This is a genomic window from Saccharomonospora glauca K62 (assembly GCF_000243395.2).
GTDB classification, from domain to species: domain Bacteria; phylum Actinomycetota; class Actinomycetes; order Mycobacteriales; family Pseudonocardiaceae; genus Saccharomonospora; species Saccharomonospora glauca.
Genome location: NZ_CM001484.1, coordinates 2,609,155 through 2,625,421, shown reverse-complemented (window position 1 = coordinate 2,625,421; position 16,267 = coordinate 2,609,155). Strand labels below are relative to the sequence as shown.

The window sequence follows — 16,267 nt, the reverse complement described above, 5'->3', positions numbered from 1 at the left end:
AAGACATGACCGACAGCGTCCCGCCGGAATCGGACCCGGAGTTGCTCGAACTGGCGGCGCGGGTGTTCGACTTCGCCAGGGAAGGCCAGTCCGAGACGCTCGCGGCCTACGTCGACGCGGGCGTCCCCGCCAATTTGACCAACGACAAGGGCGACACCCTGGTGATGCTCGCCGCCTACCACGGCCACGCCGACACCGTCCGCGTGCTGCTGCGGCGTGGCGCCGACCCCAACCGGCTCAACGACCGGGGACAGAGCCCACTCGCGGGCGCGGTGTTCAAGAACGAGGCGGAGGTCGTCCGAGCACTGCTCGACGGCGGCGCCGACCCCGAGCTGGGACAGCCGTCCGCGTTGGACACGGCGCGCATGTTCGACAACGCCGAGATGCTGACACTCCTGCGTCCCGAAGACTGAGACGGTGAGACACGCGGGATGAGACGACCGCCACCGCGCTCGTCGCCCGCCCACACCTGACGGCAAGCTGACCACATGCCGCGGGAGCACTACCTGGCGGGGCTCGACCTCGCGAGCCGCAAAGTCGTCGTCGTGGGCGGGGGAACCGTTGCCCAACGACGACTATCTCGGCTGCTCGCCGCGGGCGCGGCGGTGGAGGTCGTCGCCCCGCACACCACCCCCTCGGTGCAGGCGCTGGCCGACGCGGGCGAGCTCGTCTGGCATCGACGTCCCTACCGCGACGGTGACCTCGACGGCGCCTGGTACGCGCTCGCGTGCACCGACGACGCCGACGTGAACGCGGCGGTGGCGGCCGAGGCCGAGCGCCGCAGGGTGTTTTGCGTGCGCGCCGACGCCGCAGCCCACGGCAGCGCGGTCACCCCCGCCACGGGGAAGCACGACGGGCTCCTGGTGGGCGTGTTGTCCGGGGGCGCCCCGAGACGGTCCTCCGCCGTGCGGGACGCGGTGCTCGACGGACTGCGGACGGGAGTGCTGGCCGACCCCGGAGCGGACGGCCGGGACGCGGAGCCGACCGGGGGCGTGGCCCTCGTGGGCGGGGGACCGGGCGACCCCGAACTCATCACGGTGCGAGGGCGGCGGTTGCTCGCCAAGGCCGACGTCGTGGTGGTCGACCGTCTCGCCCCGCGTGAGCTGCTGGACGAGCTGCCCGGCCACGTGGAGGTCGTGGACGCGGCGAAGATCCCGTACGGGCGCGCCGCCGCGCAGGAGACCATCAACCGCGTGCTGATCGAGCGTGCCCGCGAGGGCCGGTTCGTGGTGCGTCTCAAGGGCGGCGACCCCTACGTCTTCGGCCGAGGTTTCGAGGAGCTGCGCGCCTGTGTCGAGGCCGGGGTCCCGGTCACCGTGGTACCGGGGGTGACGAGCGCGTTCTCGGTGCCCGCGGCCGCGGACGTCCCGGTGACCCACCGCGGCGTGGCCCACGAGGTCGTCGTCGTCTCGGCCCACGTCCCGCCCGGCGACGACCGGTCGCTCGTGGACTGGAAGGCGCTCGGCGGGATGCGCGGCACCGTCGTGCTGCTGATGGGAGTCGAGCACCTGGGCGTCGTTGCCGACACGCTGATCGCGGCGGGCCGTCCGGCGGACACCCCGGTGGCGGTCGTGCAGGAGGGCACGTTGCGAACCCAGCGGGCGGTGCGGTCGACGCTCGCGGAGGTGGCCCGAGCCGTGGCCGACGCGGGCATCCGCCCTCCGGCGGTGACCGTCATCGGCCCCGTCGCCGGGCTGTCCGCGGGGGAGACCCGGCCGCGTCACTGAGGCGTCGCCGAGGGCGATGTCGCTCTCACTCCACGCCGCGCTACTGCCGCCACACCCGGACGGTGGGTGAGGATGACACCCATGAGTGGCAGCGAAACGAACACAGCGACGTCCGGTGAGTACGTGTCCCTGAGCGTGGAGCGCACCGGGCACGTCGCCGAGGTGACCCTGCTCGGGCCCGGCAAGGGCAATGCCATGGGACCGGACTTCTGGCGCGAACTTCCCCTCGCCTTCGCCGAGCTCGACCGGGACCCCGAGGTGCGGGCCATCGTCCTGACCGGCAGCGGCCGGAACTTCTCCTACGGGCTCGACCTCGCCGCGATGCTGCCGTCCTGGACCGAGTATCTCGGCGGTGACGCGCTCGCCCGCCCGCGTCGGGAGTTCCTCGACGAGATCCGCCGGATGCAGGACTCCATCACTGCCGTGGCTCGCACCCGCAAGCCCGTCATCGCCGCCGTGTCCGGCTGGTGCATCGGCGGAGGGGTGGACCTCATCTCCGCCGCCGACATCCGCCTGGCCAGTGCCGACGCCCGGTTCAGCGTCCGCGAGGTCCGGGTCGCCATCGTCGCCGACATGGGCAGCCTCCAACGGCTCGCCTCGATCATCGGCGAGGGGCACCTGCGAGAACTCGCCTTCACCGGCAAGGACATCGACGCCGCCCGCGCCGACAAGATCGGCCTGGTCAACGACGTCTACCCCGACCGCGACGCCACGCTCGACGCGGCCCGGAAGCTGGCGGCCGACATCGCCGCGAATCCCCCTCTGGTGGTGCAAGGGGTCAAGGACGTACTCTCCGTCAACACTGAACAGAGGATCGACGCCGGGCTGCGGTACGTGGCGACGTGGAACGCCGCGTTCCTGCCCAGCCACGATCTGAACGAGGCGGTGCAGGCATTCCTGCAACGCCGGGAACCCGAGTTCCGGGGCGAGTAAGGAGGCAGTGGGAGTGGGCAACGACGCCACCACGGGATCCACAGAGGCATACCGGAGGTTCCTGCGGGCACGAGACCTGCTGTTGGCGCACCGGGAGGACTACGAGAAGGCGAGAGCGGAGTTCGCCTGGCCGGAGTTCACCGAGTTCAACTGGGCTCTCGACTGGTTCGACCGGATCGCCGCCGAGGAACGCAACGCCACCCGGCCCGCGCTGTGGATCGTCGAGGAGGACGGTTCGGAGAACCGGTGGACGTTCCCCGAACTCGCGCGTCGTTCGAACCAGGTGGCCAACTGGCTGCGCACGCTGGGGGTGCGGCGAGGTGACCGGCTGATCCTCATGCTCGGCAACCAGGTCGAGCTGTGGGAGACCATCCTCGCGTGCATCAAGCTGGGCGCGGTGATCATCCCCGCCTCCACGCTGCTGGGACCCGCCGACCTGCGCGACCGGGTGGAGCGTGGCAACGCGCGGCACGTCGTGGTTCGGGACGCCGACACCGGCAAGTTCGCCGACGTGGCCGGTGACTACACCCGCGTCGCCGTGGGGCGGCCCACGGAGGGCTGGGAGTCGTTCGCCGACGCCTACTCGGCCGACGAGGCGTTCTCACCGGACGAGCCCACCCGCGCCGACGACGAGTTGTTGCTGTACTTCACCTCGGGCACGACGGCGAAGCCGAAGCTGGTGCGGCACACCCACGTCTCGTACCCGGTCGGCCATCTGTCAACCATGTACTGGATCGGCCTCGAACCGGGCGACGTCCACCTCAACATCTCGTCCCCCGGCTGGGCCAAACACGCGTGGAGCAACGTGTTCGCGCCGTGGAACGCCGAGGCCACGGTCTTTCTGTACAACTACGAGCGCTTCGACGCGAGCGCGCTGATGGAGCAGATCGACCGCTGCGGCATCACGAGCTTCTGCGCCCCGCCCACCGTCTGGCGCATGCTCATCCAGGCCGATCTGACCGGGCTGCGGAACCCACCGCGCAAGGTCGTCGGCGCCGGGGAGCCGTTGAACCCCGAGGTCATCGACCAGGTGAAGCAGGCGTGGGGGGTGACGATCCGCGACGGTTTCGGCCAGACGGAGACGAGCGTCCAGATCGCCAACACCCCCGGCCAGCCGGTCAAGGCCGGGTCCATGGGGCGTGCCGTACCGGGGTTCGAGGTGGTGCTCGTCGACCCGGCCACCGGCGAACCGGGGCGTGAGGGCGAGATCTGCCTCGACCTGAGGTCCCGGCCCGTCGGTCTGATGACGGGGTACGCGGGTGACGACGAGCGCACCGAGACCGTGTTCGCGGGCGGCTACTACCACACCGGGGACGTCGGCGCCATCGACGACGACGGCTACATCACCTACGTGGGACGTACCGACGACGTGTTCAAGGCGTCCGACTACCGCATCTCGCCGTTCGAGTTGGAAAGCGTCTTGCTCGAACACGAGGCGGTGGCCGAGGCGGCCGTCGTGCCCGCGCCCGATCCGGTGCGGCTCGCGGTGCCCAAGGCGTACATGGTGCTGGCGAACGGCTACGAGCCCGACGCCGCCACGGCCGAGAGCATCCTGCGCTTCTCCCGTGAGCACCTCGCGCCGTACAAGCGCATCCGGCGCCTGGAGTTCGCCGACCTGCCGAAGACGATCTCCGGAAAGATCCGACGGGTGGAGCTGCGCGGCCGGGAGAACGCCAAGGGCGAGGCTCGCGGCGAGCGGGAGTTCCGGGAGGAGGACTTCCCCTCGCTCAAGGCCGCCGCCGAGAAGAACCACTCGAATCGGTGACGCGGAATGCGAACAAAGCGCTAACGATTCGGTTCACGGTGACGATGGGAGATGTGAGCGACGTCTCGCGGAGAAGTGTGAGACGTCGCTCACAAGTTATCCATCGGATGATCCACGGTAAGCGAGCGCAGAGTGCGATGAGTACCGACCACGACAGCGGAACCGACGTTTCCTCCACCGATCCCACCGACCCGCACGCCGCCGCGGCGACGGCGGTGTCCACCTCCGACCTGCCACCGGCGCCACCGACGACCCCGTGCACCGTGGTGTGGAGCCGAGGCAGGCCCTACGTGCTGGAGAGCGGGGCGGGAAGACCGCGCTGGATGGGCGTCGACCAGCACGGTCGGCCACAGGCACTCACCGGGGAGGAACTGCGTCGCCGCGGGTGGAGTTACCGGCGCTCCTCCTGATCGGGACGTCGCGCCGCCCCGATACGGTGAGCGAATGACGAAAGTCCGGTCCGCCGGCACCGCGGACGGTGAGCTGCCGTTGCTGCGGCAGCTCACAACGGTGCCGAACCTCCTCTCCATCCTGCGCCTCGCCGGCGTCCCGGTGTTCCTGTGGCTCCTTCTCGGGCCGGAAGAAGACGGCTGGGCGCTCGTCCTGCTCGTCCTCAGCGGGATCACCGACTGGCTCGACGGCAAACTCGCCAGGCTGCTCGATCAGACCACGAAGCTCGGCCAACTCCTCGACCCGGCGGCCGACCGCCTCTACATCGCGGCGGCGCTCCTGGCGTTCCTGTTGCGCGGCATCGTGCCGTGGTGGATCGTCGCCCTGCTCGTCGGCAGGGAACTCGTGGTGGGACTGGGGCTGGTGGTCCTGCGCAGGCACGGCTTCGCCCCGCCCGAGGTGACCTACGTCGGCAAGGCGGCGACGTTCAACCTCATGTACGCGCTCCCGCTGATGCTCGTGACCCACGAGCCCACGACGACGTTCGCCGAGGTGGCGCAGCCGTTCGCCTACGCCTTCACGACCTGGGGCGCGGTGCTCTACCTCTGGTCCGGCGCTCTCTACCTGTGGCAGATCGCGAGGGCGGTGTCACGGGACTCGCGCCGGACGGTCTGACCGAGCCGAATCATCTCGATTGAGTCCTCGGAATGGTGGCCGACGTTGTGCTGCCGGCCGCCCGAGGTGGATCATGATGGTGAGCGGGAAAGGAGGCTCTCACGTGTCGACTCCCGAGGAGCTGCGGTACACCGAGGAACACGAGTGGGTCGTGGCGATCGACGGAGGCCGGGCGCGCGTCGGGATCACGGAGTACGCGCAGGACCAGCTCGGTGACGTGGTGTTCGTGGAACTTCCGGAGGTCGGTACCCACCTCGACATGGGTGAGCCGTTCGGCGAGATCGAGTCGACGAAGAGCGTCTCCGAGCTGTTCGCTCCGGTGGACGGTGAGGTGGTGGCGGTCAACGACGCCGTTGTCTCGTCGCCGGAGTTGGTCAACTCGGACCCCTACGGGGAGGGATGGCTCATCGAGGTGGCCCTGGACGACGCCGGGGCCGTGGACGCCCTCCTCGATGCCGAGGCCTACCAACGTGTGATCAACAACTGATCCGGGAGCCCCGGCACTGTCGACGGTCCGGACACGGTACGTTGACCACACTACGTTTACGAGAACGACACTCCAGTGCGTAAGGAGAGCTTGCGGTGAGCACGAACGACGGGCCCGGTGTTCCCCCGGAGCAGTCTCCGGAGCGGACTTCCGTTTTCCGGGCCGACTTCCTGTCGGAGGCAGAGGGCCGGGAGGCGCCGGCGGTGGAGCCGCAGGACGCTGGCGTCGACGCGCTGCCCGCGGGCTCCGCGCTGCTGGTGGTGAAGCGGGGGCCCAACGCTGGTTCCCGGTTCCTGCTCGACCGTGACACGACGAGCGCGGGACGTCACCCCGACAGCGACATCTTCCTCGACGACGTCACGGTGTCCCGCCGTCACGCCGAGTTCCGGCGCGAGGGCGGCGAGTTCGTGGTGATCGACGTGGGCAGCCTCAACGGCACGTACGTCAACCGGGAGCCCGTCGACCAGGCCGTGCTGTCCAGTGGTGACGAGGTGCAGATTGGTAAGTTCCGCCTCGTCTTCCTGACCGGTCCCGGCCACGGGGGTCAGGGGGCACGGTGACGGCTGCTGGGCGGCCACAGCGAGAGGGGTTGAGTATCGGGGCCGTGCTGGCGCAGCTGCGCCCCGACTTCCCCGACGTGACGATCTCCAAGATTCGGTTCCTCGAATCCGAGGGGCTCGTCCGGCCTGCCCGCACGCCGTCCGGCTACCGCCAGTTCAGCGCCGCCGACGTGGAACGTCTGCGGTTCGTCCTTGCCGCTCAGCGGGACCACTACCTCCCGCTGAAGGTCATCAAGGAGCAACTCGACGCGATCGACCGCGGAGACACCAACGCCTCCGTCGTCCCGCGGTTGCCGCGCAAACTGGTGGCGATCAGCTCGGTGGACGACGGCGGCCACGTGCCGGGCACTCCGGGACCGGACGAGTTCGCCACGGACCCCGAGTCCGCCGCGCAGCTGACCGAGGACGACCTGCTCCGCGAGGCCGGCATCGACGAGTTCATGCTGGACGAGTTGCGCCAGTACGGGCTCGTCAGGCCGAACGCCGCCGGGTTCTACGACACCGACGCGGTGCGGATCGCCCGCACCGTGAAGTCCATGAGCGACTACGGCATCGAGCCGCGGCACCTGCGGGCGTTCCGCGCCTCGGCCGACCGCGAGGTGGGTCTGGTGGAGCAGATCGTCGCCCCGGTCTACCGACAGCGGGACGCGAACGCGAAGGCGCGGGGGGACGAGCTCGTCAAGGAGCTGGCCGCATTGTCGGTCACGCTGCACACCCTGCTCGTCAAAACCGGGATTCGCGGTGTGACCGGTGGGTAGACTCGGGTGGGTGACACACGGGACCGATGTGTCGTGTTGATGACGCTCCAGGCCGCCGGGCCCATGTGGCCCCCCGATTGCCGTACCGTAGACGAAGCCGGTTCGCCAAGAGCCGTGGAGGACAACAAGTTTCGCGACGAGCACAGCGCCCTGATGGCGGGTAGCGTCGAGTAGAGTCGATGCGGGATCGTCGTTGAAAGCGCTGCGGCCCGCGCGCAGAGAGGGAGGCGAAGCCCGATGAGCGAAATGCGCGTCGTCGGCGTCCGGGTCGAGTTGCCCGCGAACCAGCCGATCTTGCTGCTGCGGGAGACCAACGGTGAGCGGTACCTGCCGATCTGGATCGGCTCGGTGGAGGCGACGGCTATCGCCTTGGAACAGCAGGGCGTCCGTCCGGCCAGGCCGCTGACCCACGACTTGCTCAAGGACATTATCGGCGCGTTGGGCCGAGAACTTCAGCAGGTCGTCATCACCGATCTGAGCGAAGGTACGTTCTTCGCCGAGCTGGTGTTCGACGGTGGGGTCAGGGTTTCGGCCCGGCCGAGCGACTCGGTGGCTCTCGCGCTGCGGGTCGGGGTGCCCATCCACGCCGAGGACTCGGTGCTGGAGGAAGCGGGGCTGATCATCCCCGACGAGCAGGAGGACGAGGTCGAGAAGTTCCGCGAGTTCCTCGACTCCGTTTCCCCGGAGGACTTCCGGGGCGCCGACACCTAATCGGTCTCAGGACGCTCGCGTGGCACGGGTGAACAACGCGGTGAGTTCGTCCGTGTAGTGCCGGAGGTCCAGGTCGGGGTCGGCGAGAAGTTGCTGCGCCAGCCCCTCCAGCGCGCTCCGGATCGTTCGCGCCATGATCTCGGGATCGAAGGTCGTGAAGTGTCCCTCTCGTTGTCCTTGGGCGAGTTGTCGAGCGAGCCTGCCGACCCGGAGGTCCCGCACGACGAGTTCGAACAGCGGTGAGCCGTCGGAATCCCTGCCGTTGGTAGCGATCTCGGTCACCGCGTGGACGTGTCGTGGGTACGCGGCGAGATAGGCGATCTCCGTTTCCAGGAACGAGCGCAGCAGCGCGGTCCTGTCGTCGGTGGTCACCGTGTGCTCGGTGACGAACCGGTCGTGATGATCGATGAGCGTCGTCAGCGTCGCGGTCATCAGCTCGTGCTTGTTCGCGAAGTGGTAGGAGATCATCCGCGTACTGCTGAGTCCCGCCTTGTCGATGATGCGGGAGAAGGACGTCTTGGCGTAGCCGAGTTCGGCGATGACGTCGATGGTCGCCTCGACGATCTGGGCCCGCCGAGCGGCTTCGGTGGGCGTGAGTCCCATACCGGCGGCGAAATCATCTTTTACTTGCATAAGTAAAAAGTAACTCGGCTGAGTAAACGTGTCAACTCGGTCACGGCTGTACTTAGCTGACCCGATGGCCCGCGCGTCGCGTTGACCGGTCAGGCGGGCAGGCTTACCGTCAAAAGGACGTTAATCGCGCCGATGTGATTACGCTGGTAAAGCGGTTACCGGCGAGATTGTCGTAACCGGTCGGTTCCGGCCCGGGATCGGCGGTCTTGTTTCGCTGCCGGCGCCACGCCGGGCGAGAGGAGGCATGGGTGGTCGACGAGAGTCCGGTGAGTGTCACCGGCGGTGAGCAAGGGGAGTTGTTTCCCGATAACTCGCTGCCGGACGAACTGGTTGGCTATCGCGGCCCGGCCGCCTGTCAGATCGCCGGTATCACATACCGGCAGCTCGATTACTGGGCGCGTACGAAACTGGTGACGCCGAGTATTCGCACGGCTCACGGTTCCGGTTCTCAGCGTCTGTATTCCTTCAAGGACCTGCTGGTTCTCAAGATCGTCAAACGGCTGCTGGATACCGGCGTATCCCTGCAGAACATTCGTGTCGCGGTGGAGCATCTCCGGGCCAGGGGGGTACGGGATCTCGCGCGGGTCACGTTGTTCTCCGACGGTGCGACGGTGTACGAATGCACGTCCCCGGAGGAGATCGTCGATCTGCTCCAGGGCGGGCAGGGCGTGTTCGGCATCGCGGTGAGCAACGCGATGCAGGAGATTTCCGGAACGTTGCACGAGTTTCCCGCCGAGCGCGCCGACGGCGGGCAGATCGACCCGGGCGTCCCGGACGAGCTCTCCGAGCGCCGCAACGCCCGCCGCACCGGCTGAGGGACACCCTTCCCGGTACCGGTATCTCGGCACGGGCGGGCGCCCAGCCGGATGCTGAGGGTCTTTCGAGTGGAAACGGCCGTGAGGGTGGGGCGAACACCGGCCTTGTCGGCCCCGCCACATCCGGGCCGAGTCAGGAACTTCGCTGCCGTCGCCTGGCCCGCACCAGCCGGACCACCAGCACCAGGATCGCGGCCAGCACCACGCCCAGTAGCACGGCGGCGTTCGAGACCGCGCTGACCCTTTCCTGCAGCCACACCTGCAACGAGAACTGGGTGTCGACGCTGGTGAGCCCGCCGAGGTTGGCCGTGCCGTCGGTCAGCAGGAACAGCAGGCCGACGCCGATGAACAGCAGGCCGGACACCAGACTGGTGGAGTGGGTGGCGATCGGCCCGATCCTCACCGGACGCCCGCGCAGCCAGCTCTTGCGGCCGAGGTCGAAGCGGTCCCACGCCAGTGCCAGGACGAACAGGGGCGCCGCCATGCCCAGCGCGTACAGCGCCATGAGCGTCCCGCCGTACACCGGGTCACCGCCGGCCGCGGAGACGGTGAGCACGCTGCCTAGCAGCGGGCCGGAACAGAAACCGGCCAGCGCGTACACGGTGCCCAGCGCGAACACCGAGGCGTTCGAGGAGACCTTGATGCGGGCGGTGGCACGTTGCGCGGCGGCCGAGCCGAAACCCAGGCCGAGGACCATCGCGATCCCGAGCAGTACGAGGACGGTCCCACCCACCATGGTGGCGATCCCGCGGTAGCGCGTGAGCAGGGCACCGATCGCGCCCACACCGGCGCCGAGGGGCACCAGCACGACGAGCAGTCCCGCGTAGAAGACCGCCGTTCGCCGCGCCAACGTCCCGAGCCGGTCGAACGCGTAGGCGAAGAACGACGGCAGCAGCAGCGCGGAGCAGGGGCTGAGCAGGCTCAGCACGCCGCCCAGGAAGGCGCCGAGAAGCCCGACCTCGATCATGAACGGGCCTCCGCCGCGTCGATGACGGACACGAACGTGTCGAGTGGCTGGGCGCCGAGGACGGGGCGGCCGTTGATGATGAAGGTCGGTGTGCTGGACACACCGAGTCCGGTGCCTTCCAGGGTGTCGGCCTCGATCGCGGCGTCGTAGCGGGTGGAGTTCATGTCCGCGGAGAAGCGGTCGAGGTCCTCGACACCGGCCTCGCGGGCGAAGTCGCGCAGCTTCTCGGGAGTGAGTTCGGGATGCCCTCGGTCGGGTGCGTCCGCGTGGACGGCGTCGACGAACTCCCAGAAGCGGCCCTGTTCGGCGGCGGCGTGGCCGGCCCTGGCGGCCAGCAACGACTGCTCGCCGAAGATGGGCAGGTCCCGCCACTCCATCCGCAGCACGCCCGTCTCCACGTAGCGTTCGATGAGCGCGGGGGCGATGTCGCGGGTGAACTTCGCGCAGAACGGGCAGCGGTAGTCCTCGTACATGACCATGGTCACCGGCGCGTCCGGAGCGCCGAGCGCCATGGGGTCGCCGGGTTCGCGCCGGGGCAGATCGGCCAGCGGGTCGGCGCCCGTCTCGACGTTCGACGTCTGCTGCTGGGGTTGCTGCGCGTTCGCCGCCGTGTCGTCGCCCGACCGTCCGTTGGCCAGATAGATGATCAGCCCCAGGGCCGCCAGGACCAGAGCGGCCACGAGGACGCCGTCGCGCTTGGACGTGTCCCGCCGCGTTCGTGCGGTCATCGGCTCTCCCACTCGAACCTGAACTACTATGTTGCTTAGTAAATCAGATCCCGAACGAGAGCTGAGACCCCATGTCCACCACGGTTCGACCGGCCCGGCGACACACCCGCAGATTCGTCCGCGCCACCCTGATGGGCGTACTGACGCTGGCGGTGGTGGCCGTGCCGACCGACATCATCGACACGCCGGTCTTCTCCAGGGAGATCCCCGTCCGCTGGTGGGAGTACCCCGTCGTCGCGGCCACCGTCGTCCTCACGTTCGCCTGGTTCGCGATTCAGGGGCCGCCACCGACCGGCCGCGCGTCACGGCGGCCTCTGGGCGGGGTGTTGCTGACGGTGTTCGCGGTGGGCTGCCCGGTGTGCAACAAACTCGTGCTCGTCGCGCTCGGGACGTCCGGTGCGCTCGGTCTCTGGGCGCCGTTGCAGCCTTTCCTCGCGCTCATCTCGTTGGCGTTGCTCGCCCTGGCCGTCGTCCAGCGCCGCAGGCAGAGCGCCTGCGCCACCGGAGCCTGCGCCACGCCTCAGCCGACGACGGCCAGACAGTAGAGAGTGACCAGCAGCGCGACGGTGGCGACGGACAGGATCGCGGGCACCGTGGTCAGTACCGCGGCGACCGCGTAGTCGGCTCGGACCGGCAGCTTCGGCGCCGGCAGGTGACCGCTCTCCAGCCACAACAGCCGGGCGTCGACCGCGTCCCGCGACATGGCGAGCGCTGTGCGCGGTGCCTGCCCTGCCGACACCGACAGCAGAGCCGACCGGACCGGCCCCGGCCCGTGGCGCCGCGCGGCCGCCGCATCGGCGGCCAGCTCCACCAGCACGCGCACCGCTCCGGGAGCCTGGCGGCACAACGGAACGAAGGGGAGCGCGGCGGCGACGATGTCGGCGGCCAGCACCAGGGCGTGATGCCGCCCTCGCAGGTGCGCCTGCTCGTGAGCCAGCACCGCCTCCCGCTCGCAGACGTCCAGCCGTTCGACCCCGCGTGTCGCCACGATGGTGCCGTTCCGCCCGCCGACGCTGTAGGCGATCGGAGTCACCTCGTCGAGCCACAGCACGGGGCCCTCGGTACGGCCCAGCGACCGCAGCAGGGTCACGTGTTCACGCCGGCACCGGCGATGACGGCGCACCTTGCCGATCGCGACGGCGATCGTCCGACCGGTGAACGTCAGGAGCACCGCGGCTCCGCCGAGACGCGTGACGTCGGCCCACACCACGTCGCCGCGGGCGAGGAACACGTTCGCGCAGCTGTCGGCCATGCCGATGAGGCCGTCGAGCCCGGAACCGCCCGGCAGGGCGAGCAGGAGGCCGGATACCGAGACGGCCAGCACCACCGCGAGCACCGAACTCGTCCAACCCGCGAGGGCGAGGCCGGGACGCAACCTGGGGGTGACCGCGATCCGCAGGTACGCGGGCGCGGCGACGCCGATCACGACGGCCGCGGCCAGCAGTCCGAGAGCCAGTGTCACGACGACTTCCCCTTCCGCAGGGCGCGCCGCAGGATGTCCGACTCCTCGGGCGTGGCCGACTCGGCGAAGTGCAGCAGCACCTGCTCCGTGTCGCCACTGGAGTACAGGACCTCACGCAGCAGGCGGGCACCGACCTCCTCGCGTGACTCGGCGGCGGTGTACTCGTACGCACGTCCGGCCTTGCTCCGCCGCACGTACTCCTTGCCGTGCAGGTTGTCCAGCACGGTCATCACCGTGGTGTAGGCCAGCGGCCGGCCCGTGTCCAACCTTTCGAGCACGTCCCGCACCCTCAGTGGTTCGTCCGCCGACCACAGCACGTCCATGACCTTGGCTTCGAGTTCCCCGAGCCCTCGCATACCGACCGTCCTTCCGCCGACTGCGATGATAGGGGCGTTCGTCAGCGCAGCCCGTAGGCCACGTAGCCGGGACCGTTTCCGGCGGTGCGTTCGGACGGCGCGGCTCCCGGCGGCGGTGGCAACGGCGCGAGCAGCACGCCCGACGTACTCGCCACCGGGACGGGCCAGTCACCGTCGGACAGCGTGTCGCCGGTGCGGACGTCGACGGCCACCGAACGCCCGGCGCGGGTGCCGTACCCCGTGCCCTCGTGAACCAGTGTGATCTCCAGCGCCCCGACGCCGTCGTCGTCACGCCACAACTCCGTGCCGGTGCCGATGTCGAACGCGCGGGCCGTCCGGTACTGGTCGAGGCCGGACACGACGACCGTCCCCGTCTTCCGGTCCACGGCCGTCCTCAGCTCCGGCTGGTCACCCAGAGCCGCGATCAGCCTGCCGCTTCCGAGTTCGTGCAGGGCCGTCTCTCCTGTGCCGTCGTCGCCTGGACGCGTCCAACGCAGGGCGACGACGTCGCCGGCCGACGCCGTGGCGGCGTCGAGCAACCTCACACCGCGTGGGCCTTCGCTGAATCCGGGCGGCGCCTGGAGCGTGCCGGAGTCCCACAACACAGCCCCTGTCGCGGTGTCGACGGCCGTGACCGTGCCGCCCCTGCCGAACAGGCCGGTCCCGTGGTGCTCGTAGAGCGGAACCGCGTCCTCGACAGGCGGCGGCACCGGGGCTCCCGAGTGGGCCGCGAGCATGACGCGCTCACCCTGGGCCCCACCGACGATCGACGGCGTGGCCCTGCCGAAGATCAGTCCGGGCCCGAGCATCGGCCCCGGCACCGGCGACGGCCCCCACAACCGGCTGCCGTCGCGTACGTCGTAGGCGTTGGCCGTGGTCCTCGTGGCGATCTTGCCCTCCCGGTTGTCGGCGTCGCTCGCGAGCACCACCGCGGCCGCCGTCCCGGCGACGCTCGTCACCCCGTAGCCGATGCAGGAGGGATTCGTGCGCACGGCCCACCGCGTGCTCCCGTCCGTGGCCACGCCGGTGATGGACAGGTCGGCCTGGTCGTCGGTGGGGAACACCAGACCGACGAACATTCCGCCACCGGTCCGAGGGACGTCGTCGAACGGCGCCCGCCAGCGCGGTGTCTCCGCGTCCGGACCGGGACCTCGCACGTCACTCGAAGGCGGTGTGGCCGGAGCCGACAGCGCCACCGGAGTCGGCGTCGGTAGAGCGTCCCCGGAAGGGGTACCGGTATCGCTGCCCAGCCCACCGCCGCACGCCGTCAGCGCTGCCGATGTCGCCAACACGGCGACGTACCTGATCCCGCGGTGCCGCATCACACCTCCCACGTAGTTCTACTAAGCAGTTTAGTAGATCTTGGAGTGGTGGAACGACGGGCCTGCTCCCGTGAGGGCGGCTCCGGCCTCCTCCCCGACTCCGTAGGCGTTCGCTGGAGTGGGCCACTCGCGACGGGCGACAGGCCTGCGAGGGCGTCACAGGGCGTCCGGGTGCCGGACTGAGAACGCGCAAGGGGTCACCGTGGTCGGCGGCTGGGTGCGCCACGTCGCGCTGTCGTTCGGTGGGGTAGCAGGGAGAGCGCGGTGCCCACCGCGAGGACGGTCGCCAGCGTCAGATGGATGTCGTCGATCCCGGCCACCACGGTGAGAGGGCCGATCACCAGTGGGGTCGCGAACTGCGCCGCGAAGATCGTCGTGCCGGACAGTGACGTGGCCATGCCCCGGTGCTCGGGGCTCACGGCGTCGGCCACCAGCACGGTCAGCGCGGGGAAGGCGATGCCCTGTCCGATTCCGAAGACCGCCGCACCGAGTGCCAGGGGCACGGGGTGCGCGGCCGTGCCCAGCAGCAGGAAGCCGCCCGCCCAGAGTGCCACCGACGCGCGGAGCAGCGTCGGGTACGACAGTCGTGCCCGTAGCCGCGCATAGCCGAAGCCGATCAGGCTCGCCGCCAGGTTCGCCGCCGCCGGGAACAACGAGATCAGTGCCGGAGACGTCACCCCGGTCTCGTCGAGCCGGAACGGCAGGTAGATCACTATGCAGTAGAGCAACACCGACAGTGCGGCCTGGAGACCGAGGGCGGCGACCAGCCGTGGGTGGGCGCGCAGCAGGGTCAGGGCGCGGCTCCGCGTTCGCGCGGGTGGCGTCGCGGTGCGGGGAAGGCACAACAACGTGGCCAGCCCGAGGGGGAGTCCGACGAGGTGGACGGCGAACGGCGCGTGCCACGTCAGCGTGCCGAGAGCACCGCCCACCAGCGGCCAGACGATGCCTCCGAGTGAGGTGGCGCTCGACCTCCAGCCCATGACGCGGTCACGGCGGGTACCGGTGTAGAGGGTGGTCATGGCGACCGTGGTGGCCGAGAACAGTGCCGCGGCGCCGAGTCCGAACACGATTCGGCTCGCCATCAGCGCTGCGTAGGAGTCGGCGACCATACCGGCGGAGCCTGCGACGCCGTACACCAGCAGTCCGGCGGCCAGCGGCACGCGGAACCCGTGGCGGTCGATCAGGCGGCCTGCCACCGGGCTGGCCAGGGCGATCACCAGACTGTGCGCCGTCAGCACGAGCCCGGCCGTGGTCGCGTCGAGACCGAACTCGTCGCGGACGGTGGGCAGCACGGGGCTGATCACCGCCCCCGCCAGCACGCTCAGGGTGGTGGCGAAGAGGAGGACCGTGAGCGCGCCCGGACTGTCGGGCGGTGGGGTACGGCGGATGGTCAGGACATCGGTCATCGGATAGCTCCCCAGCTTTGTTGGTCTTGCCAATGTTGGCATAGTCAACGTTGGAAAAGCCAACGATTTTTGCGGCCGGAGAGGATCTTCTAGACTGCGAGGGTGCGTGAGGGACACGGTCTGCGAGCGGAGTTGCTTCCTCCTGCGGAGTTGCGTGGCCGCATCAGCTGGCAGCTCGCCGAGGCCGGACGCAGGGCGCAGCGGATGGTGGTGGACCGCCTCGGTGAGGCCGGTCTGACGAAGAACCACCACGGCGTGCTCGCGGCGTTGATCGAGGCCGAGGGCATCACGCAGGCCGATCTCGGGCGGCGGTTGGGGATCGACCGCAGTGACGTCGTCGCGATGATCAACGCGCTGGAGGAGGAGGGCCTCGTCCGGCGTACGCCGGACCGGACCGACCGGCGCCGCAACATCGTGGTGGCGACGCCCCGGGCGCACGAGGTACTGCGCCGGGCGAGTGCCGTCGTCGACGAGGTCAACGAGATGTTGCTCGAAGGGCTGTCCGACGACGAGCGCGCCACGCTCCTCGCGTTGCTGACGCGCATCACCGGGATGCCCTGCCGGTGAGGGTG

The 16,267-nt window shown here is 69.7% G+C and carries 20 protein-coding genes; 13 read left to right on the top strand and 7 right to left on the bottom strand.

Annotated features, from left to right (window positions below):
- Positions 1 to 5 precede the first annotated feature (5 nt).
- The 10 genes from SACGLDRAFT_RS12270 (at position 6) to SACGLDRAFT_RS12225 (ending at position 8,006) form a co-directional block, all read left to right on the top strand.
- The gene (locus tag SACGLDRAFT_RS12270; RefSeq protein ID WP_005465011.1) at positions 6 to 413 is read left to right on the top strand and encodes an ankyrin repeat domain-containing protein; all 408 of its coding nucleotides are present in this window, start codon (positions 6 to 8) and stop codon (positions 411 to 413) included.
- Positions 414 to 488: 75 nt separating this feature from the next.
- Positions 489 to 1,727 carry a uroporphyrinogen-III C-methyltransferase gene (gene cobA, locus SACGLDRAFT_RS12265; protein WP_005465008.1) on the top strand — a complete coding sequence of 413 codons (1,239 nt, stop codon included), beginning with the start codon at positions 489 to 491 and terminating at the stop codon, positions 1,725 to 1,727.
- A gap of 81 nt (positions 1,728 to 1,808) precedes the next feature.
- A complete protein-coding gene (locus SACGLDRAFT_RS12260) occupies positions 1,809 to 2,660 on the top strand; it encodes a crotonase/enoyl-CoA hydratase family protein (RefSeq protein WP_005465007.1) in 852 nt (283 codons plus the stop codon).
- A gap of 13 nt (positions 2,661 to 2,673) precedes the next feature.
- Positions 2,674 to 4,425, top strand: coding sequence for an AMP-binding protein (locus SACGLDRAFT_RS12255; RefSeq protein WP_005465006.1), 1,752 nt, complete (start codon positions 2,674 to 2,676; stop codon positions 4,423 to 4,425).
- Positions 4,426 to 4,562: 137 nt separating this feature from the next.
- On the top strand, positions 4,563 to 4,835 hold the full coding sequence (locus SACGLDRAFT_RS12250; RefSeq protein ID WP_005465005.1) for a hypothetical protein: 273 nt from the start codon (positions 4,563 to 4,565) through the stop codon (positions 4,833 to 4,835).
- A gap of 34 nt (positions 4,836 to 4,869) precedes the next feature.
- On the top strand, positions 4,870 to 5,490 hold the full coding sequence (locus SACGLDRAFT_RS12245) for a CDP-alcohol phosphatidyltransferase family protein (protein ID WP_005465004.1): 621 nt from the start codon (positions 4,870 to 4,872) through the stop codon (positions 5,488 to 5,490).
- Positions 5,491 to 5,593: 103 nt separating this feature from the next.
- Positions 5,594 to 5,977 carry a glycine cleavage system protein GcvH gene (gcvH, locus tag SACGLDRAFT_RS12240; RefSeq protein WP_040918999.1) on the top strand — a complete coding sequence of 128 codons (384 nt, stop codon included), beginning with the start codon at positions 5,594 to 5,596 and terminating at the stop codon, positions 5,975 to 5,977.
- A gap of 95 nt (positions 5,978 to 6,072) precedes the next feature.
- Positions 6,073 to 6,537 (top strand): glycogen accumulation regulator GarA, encoded by a 465-nt coding sequence (gene garA / locus SACGLDRAFT_RS12235; RefSeq protein WP_005465002.1) that lies wholly within the window; start codon positions 6,073 to 6,075, stop codon positions 6,535 to 6,537.
- The gene (ftsR, locus tag SACGLDRAFT_RS12230) at positions 6,534 to 7,295 is read left to right on the top strand and encodes a transcriptional regulator FtsR (protein ID WP_005465001.1); all 762 of its coding nucleotides are present in this window, start codon (positions 6,534 to 6,536) and stop codon (positions 7,293 to 7,295) included. The genes garA and ftsR overlap by 4 nt, the downstream gene beginning before the upstream one ends.
- A gap of 237 nt (positions 7,296 to 7,532) precedes the next feature.
- Positions 7,533 to 8,006 carry a bifunctional nuclease family protein gene (locus SACGLDRAFT_RS12225; protein ID WP_005465000.1) on the top strand — a complete coding sequence of 158 codons (474 nt, stop codon included), beginning with the start codon at positions 7,533 to 7,535 and terminating at the stop codon, positions 8,004 to 8,006.
- Between the two features lie 6 nt (positions 8,007 to 8,012).
- On the opposite strand, the gene SACGLDRAFT_RS12220 is transcribed toward SACGLDRAFT_RS12225, so the two are convergent.
- Positions 8,013 to 8,639, bottom strand: a complete 627-nt coding sequence (locus SACGLDRAFT_RS12220) for a TetR/AcrR family transcriptional regulator (protein ID WP_005464999.1) — start codon at positions 8,637 to 8,639, stop codon at positions 8,013 to 8,015.
- Between the two features lie 248 nt (positions 8,640 to 8,887).
- On the opposite strand from SACGLDRAFT_RS12220, the gene SACGLDRAFT_RS12215 reads away from it, so the two are divergent.
- On the top strand, positions 8,888 to 9,454 hold the full coding sequence (locus SACGLDRAFT_RS12215; RefSeq protein ID WP_005464998.1) for a MerR family transcriptional regulator: 567 nt from the start codon (positions 8,888 to 8,890) through the stop codon (positions 9,452 to 9,454).
- 133 nt (positions 9,455 to 9,587) lie between these two features.
- Here SACGLDRAFT_RS12215 and SACGLDRAFT_RS12210 read toward each other — a convergent pair whose 3' ends face one another.
- A complete protein-coding gene (locus tag SACGLDRAFT_RS12210; RefSeq protein WP_005464996.1) occupies positions 9,588 to 10,421 on the bottom strand; it encodes a cytochrome c biogenesis CcdA family protein in 834 nt (277 codons plus the stop codon).
- Positions 10,418 to 11,149 carry a DsbA family protein gene (locus SACGLDRAFT_RS12205; RefSeq protein WP_005464994.1) on the bottom strand — a complete coding sequence of 244 codons (732 nt, stop codon included), beginning with the start codon at positions 11,147 to 11,149 and terminating at the stop codon, positions 10,418 to 10,420. The genes SACGLDRAFT_RS12210 and SACGLDRAFT_RS12205 overlap by 4 nt, the downstream gene beginning before the upstream one ends.
- 71 nt (positions 11,150 to 11,220) lie before the next feature.
- Between SACGLDRAFT_RS12205 and SACGLDRAFT_RS12200 the strand changes: the two genes are divergently transcribed.
- Positions 11,221 to 11,694 (top strand): hypothetical protein, encoded by a 474-nt coding sequence (locus tag SACGLDRAFT_RS12200; protein ID WP_005464992.1) that lies wholly within the window; start codon positions 11,221 to 11,223, stop codon positions 11,692 to 11,694.
- On the opposite strand, the gene SACGLDRAFT_RS12195 is transcribed toward SACGLDRAFT_RS12200, so the two are convergent.
- From SACGLDRAFT_RS12195 to SACGLDRAFT_RS12180, 4 genes are all read right to left on the bottom strand, one after another.
- Positions 11,670 to 12,611, bottom strand: a complete 942-nt coding sequence (locus tag SACGLDRAFT_RS12195) for a M56 family metallopeptidase (protein WP_005464990.1) — start codon at positions 12,609 to 12,611, stop codon at positions 11,670 to 11,672. The genes SACGLDRAFT_RS12200 and SACGLDRAFT_RS12195 overlap by 25 nt on opposite strands.
- Positions 12,608 to 12,967 carry a BlaI/MecI/CopY family transcriptional regulator gene (locus SACGLDRAFT_RS12190; protein ID WP_005464989.1) on the bottom strand — a complete coding sequence of 120 codons (360 nt, stop codon included), beginning with the start codon at positions 12,965 to 12,967 and terminating at the stop codon, positions 12,608 to 12,610. Before SACGLDRAFT_RS12190 ends, SACGLDRAFT_RS12195 begins: the two co-directional genes overlap by 4 nt.
- Positions 12,968 to 13,008: 41 nt before the next feature.
- Positions 13,009 to 14,289: an outer membrane protein assembly factor BamB family protein gene (locus SACGLDRAFT_RS12185; protein WP_005464987.1), complete on the bottom strand. Its 1,281-nt coding sequence runs from the start codon at positions 14,287 to 14,289 to the stop codon at positions 13,009 to 13,011.
- 197 nt (positions 14,290 to 14,486) lie between these two features.
- Positions 14,487 to 15,695 (bottom strand): MFS transporter, encoded by a 1,209-nt coding sequence (locus SACGLDRAFT_RS12180; RefSeq protein WP_005464985.1) that lies wholly within the window; start codon positions 15,693 to 15,695, stop codon positions 14,487 to 14,489.
- 102 nt (positions 15,696 to 15,797) lie between these two features.
- On the opposite strand from SACGLDRAFT_RS12180, the gene SACGLDRAFT_RS12175 reads away from it, so the two are divergent.
- The gene (locus tag SACGLDRAFT_RS12175; protein WP_005464983.1) at positions 15,798 to 16,262 is read left to right on the top strand and encodes a MarR family winged helix-turn-helix transcriptional regulator; all 465 of its coding nucleotides are present in this window, start codon (positions 15,798 to 15,800) and stop codon (positions 16,260 to 16,262) included.
- Positions 16,263 to 16,267: the final 5 nt, after the last annotated feature.

Excerpts from the sequence above, each read along its gene's own strand:
- SACGLDRAFT_RS12270 (WP_005465011.1), top strand. The coding sequence starts at position 6 with ATGACCGACAGCGTCCCGCCGGAATCGGACCCGGAGTTGCTCGAACTG.
- cobA (WP_005465008.1), top strand. The coding sequence starts at position 489 with ATGCCGCGGGAGCACTACCTGGCGGGGCTCGACCTCGCGAGCCGCAAA.
- SACGLDRAFT_RS12260 (WP_005465007.1), top strand. The coding sequence starts at position 1,809 with ATGAGTGGCAGCGAAACGAACACAGCGACGTCCGGTGAGTACGTGTCC.
- SACGLDRAFT_RS12250 (WP_005465005.1), top strand. The coding sequence starts at position 4,563 with ATGAGTACCGACCACGACAGCGGAACCGACGTTTCCTCCACCGATCCC.
- SACGLDRAFT_RS12245 (WP_005465004.1), top strand. The coding sequence starts at position 4,870 with ATGACGAAAGTCCGGTCCGCCGGCACCGCGGACGGTGAGCTGCCGTTG.
- SACGLDRAFT_RS12225 (WP_005465000.1), top strand. The coding sequence starts at position 7,533 with ATGAGCGAAATGCGCGTCGTCGGCGTCCGGGTCGAGTTGCCCGCGAAC.
- SACGLDRAFT_RS12220 (WP_005464999.1), bottom strand. The coding sequence starts at position 8,639 with ATGCAAGTAAAAGATGATTTCGCCGCCGGTATGGGACTCACGCCCACC.
- SACGLDRAFT_RS12210 (WP_005464996.1), bottom strand. The coding sequence starts at position 10,421 with ATGATCGAGGTCGGGCTTCTCGGCGCCTTCCTGGGCGGCGTGCTGAGC.
- SACGLDRAFT_RS12205 (WP_005464994.1), bottom strand. The coding sequence starts at position 11,149 with ATGACCGCACGAACGCGGCGGGACACGTCCAAGCGCGACGGCGTCCTC.
- SACGLDRAFT_RS12200 (WP_005464992.1), top strand. The coding sequence starts at position 11,221 with ATGTCCACCACGGTTCGACCGGCCCGGCGACACACCCGCAGATTCGTC.
- SACGLDRAFT_RS12190 (WP_005464989.1), bottom strand. The coding sequence starts at position 12,967 with ATGCGAGGGCTCGGGGAACTCGAAGCCAAGGTCATGGACGTGCTGTGG.
- SACGLDRAFT_RS12185 (WP_005464987.1), bottom strand. The coding sequence starts at position 14,289 with ATGCGGCACCGCGGGATCAGGTACGTCGCCGTGTTGGCGACATCGGCA.
- SACGLDRAFT_RS12180 (WP_005464985.1), bottom strand. The coding sequence starts at position 15,695 with ATGACCGATGTCCTGACCATCCGCCGTACCCCACCGCCCGACAGTCCG.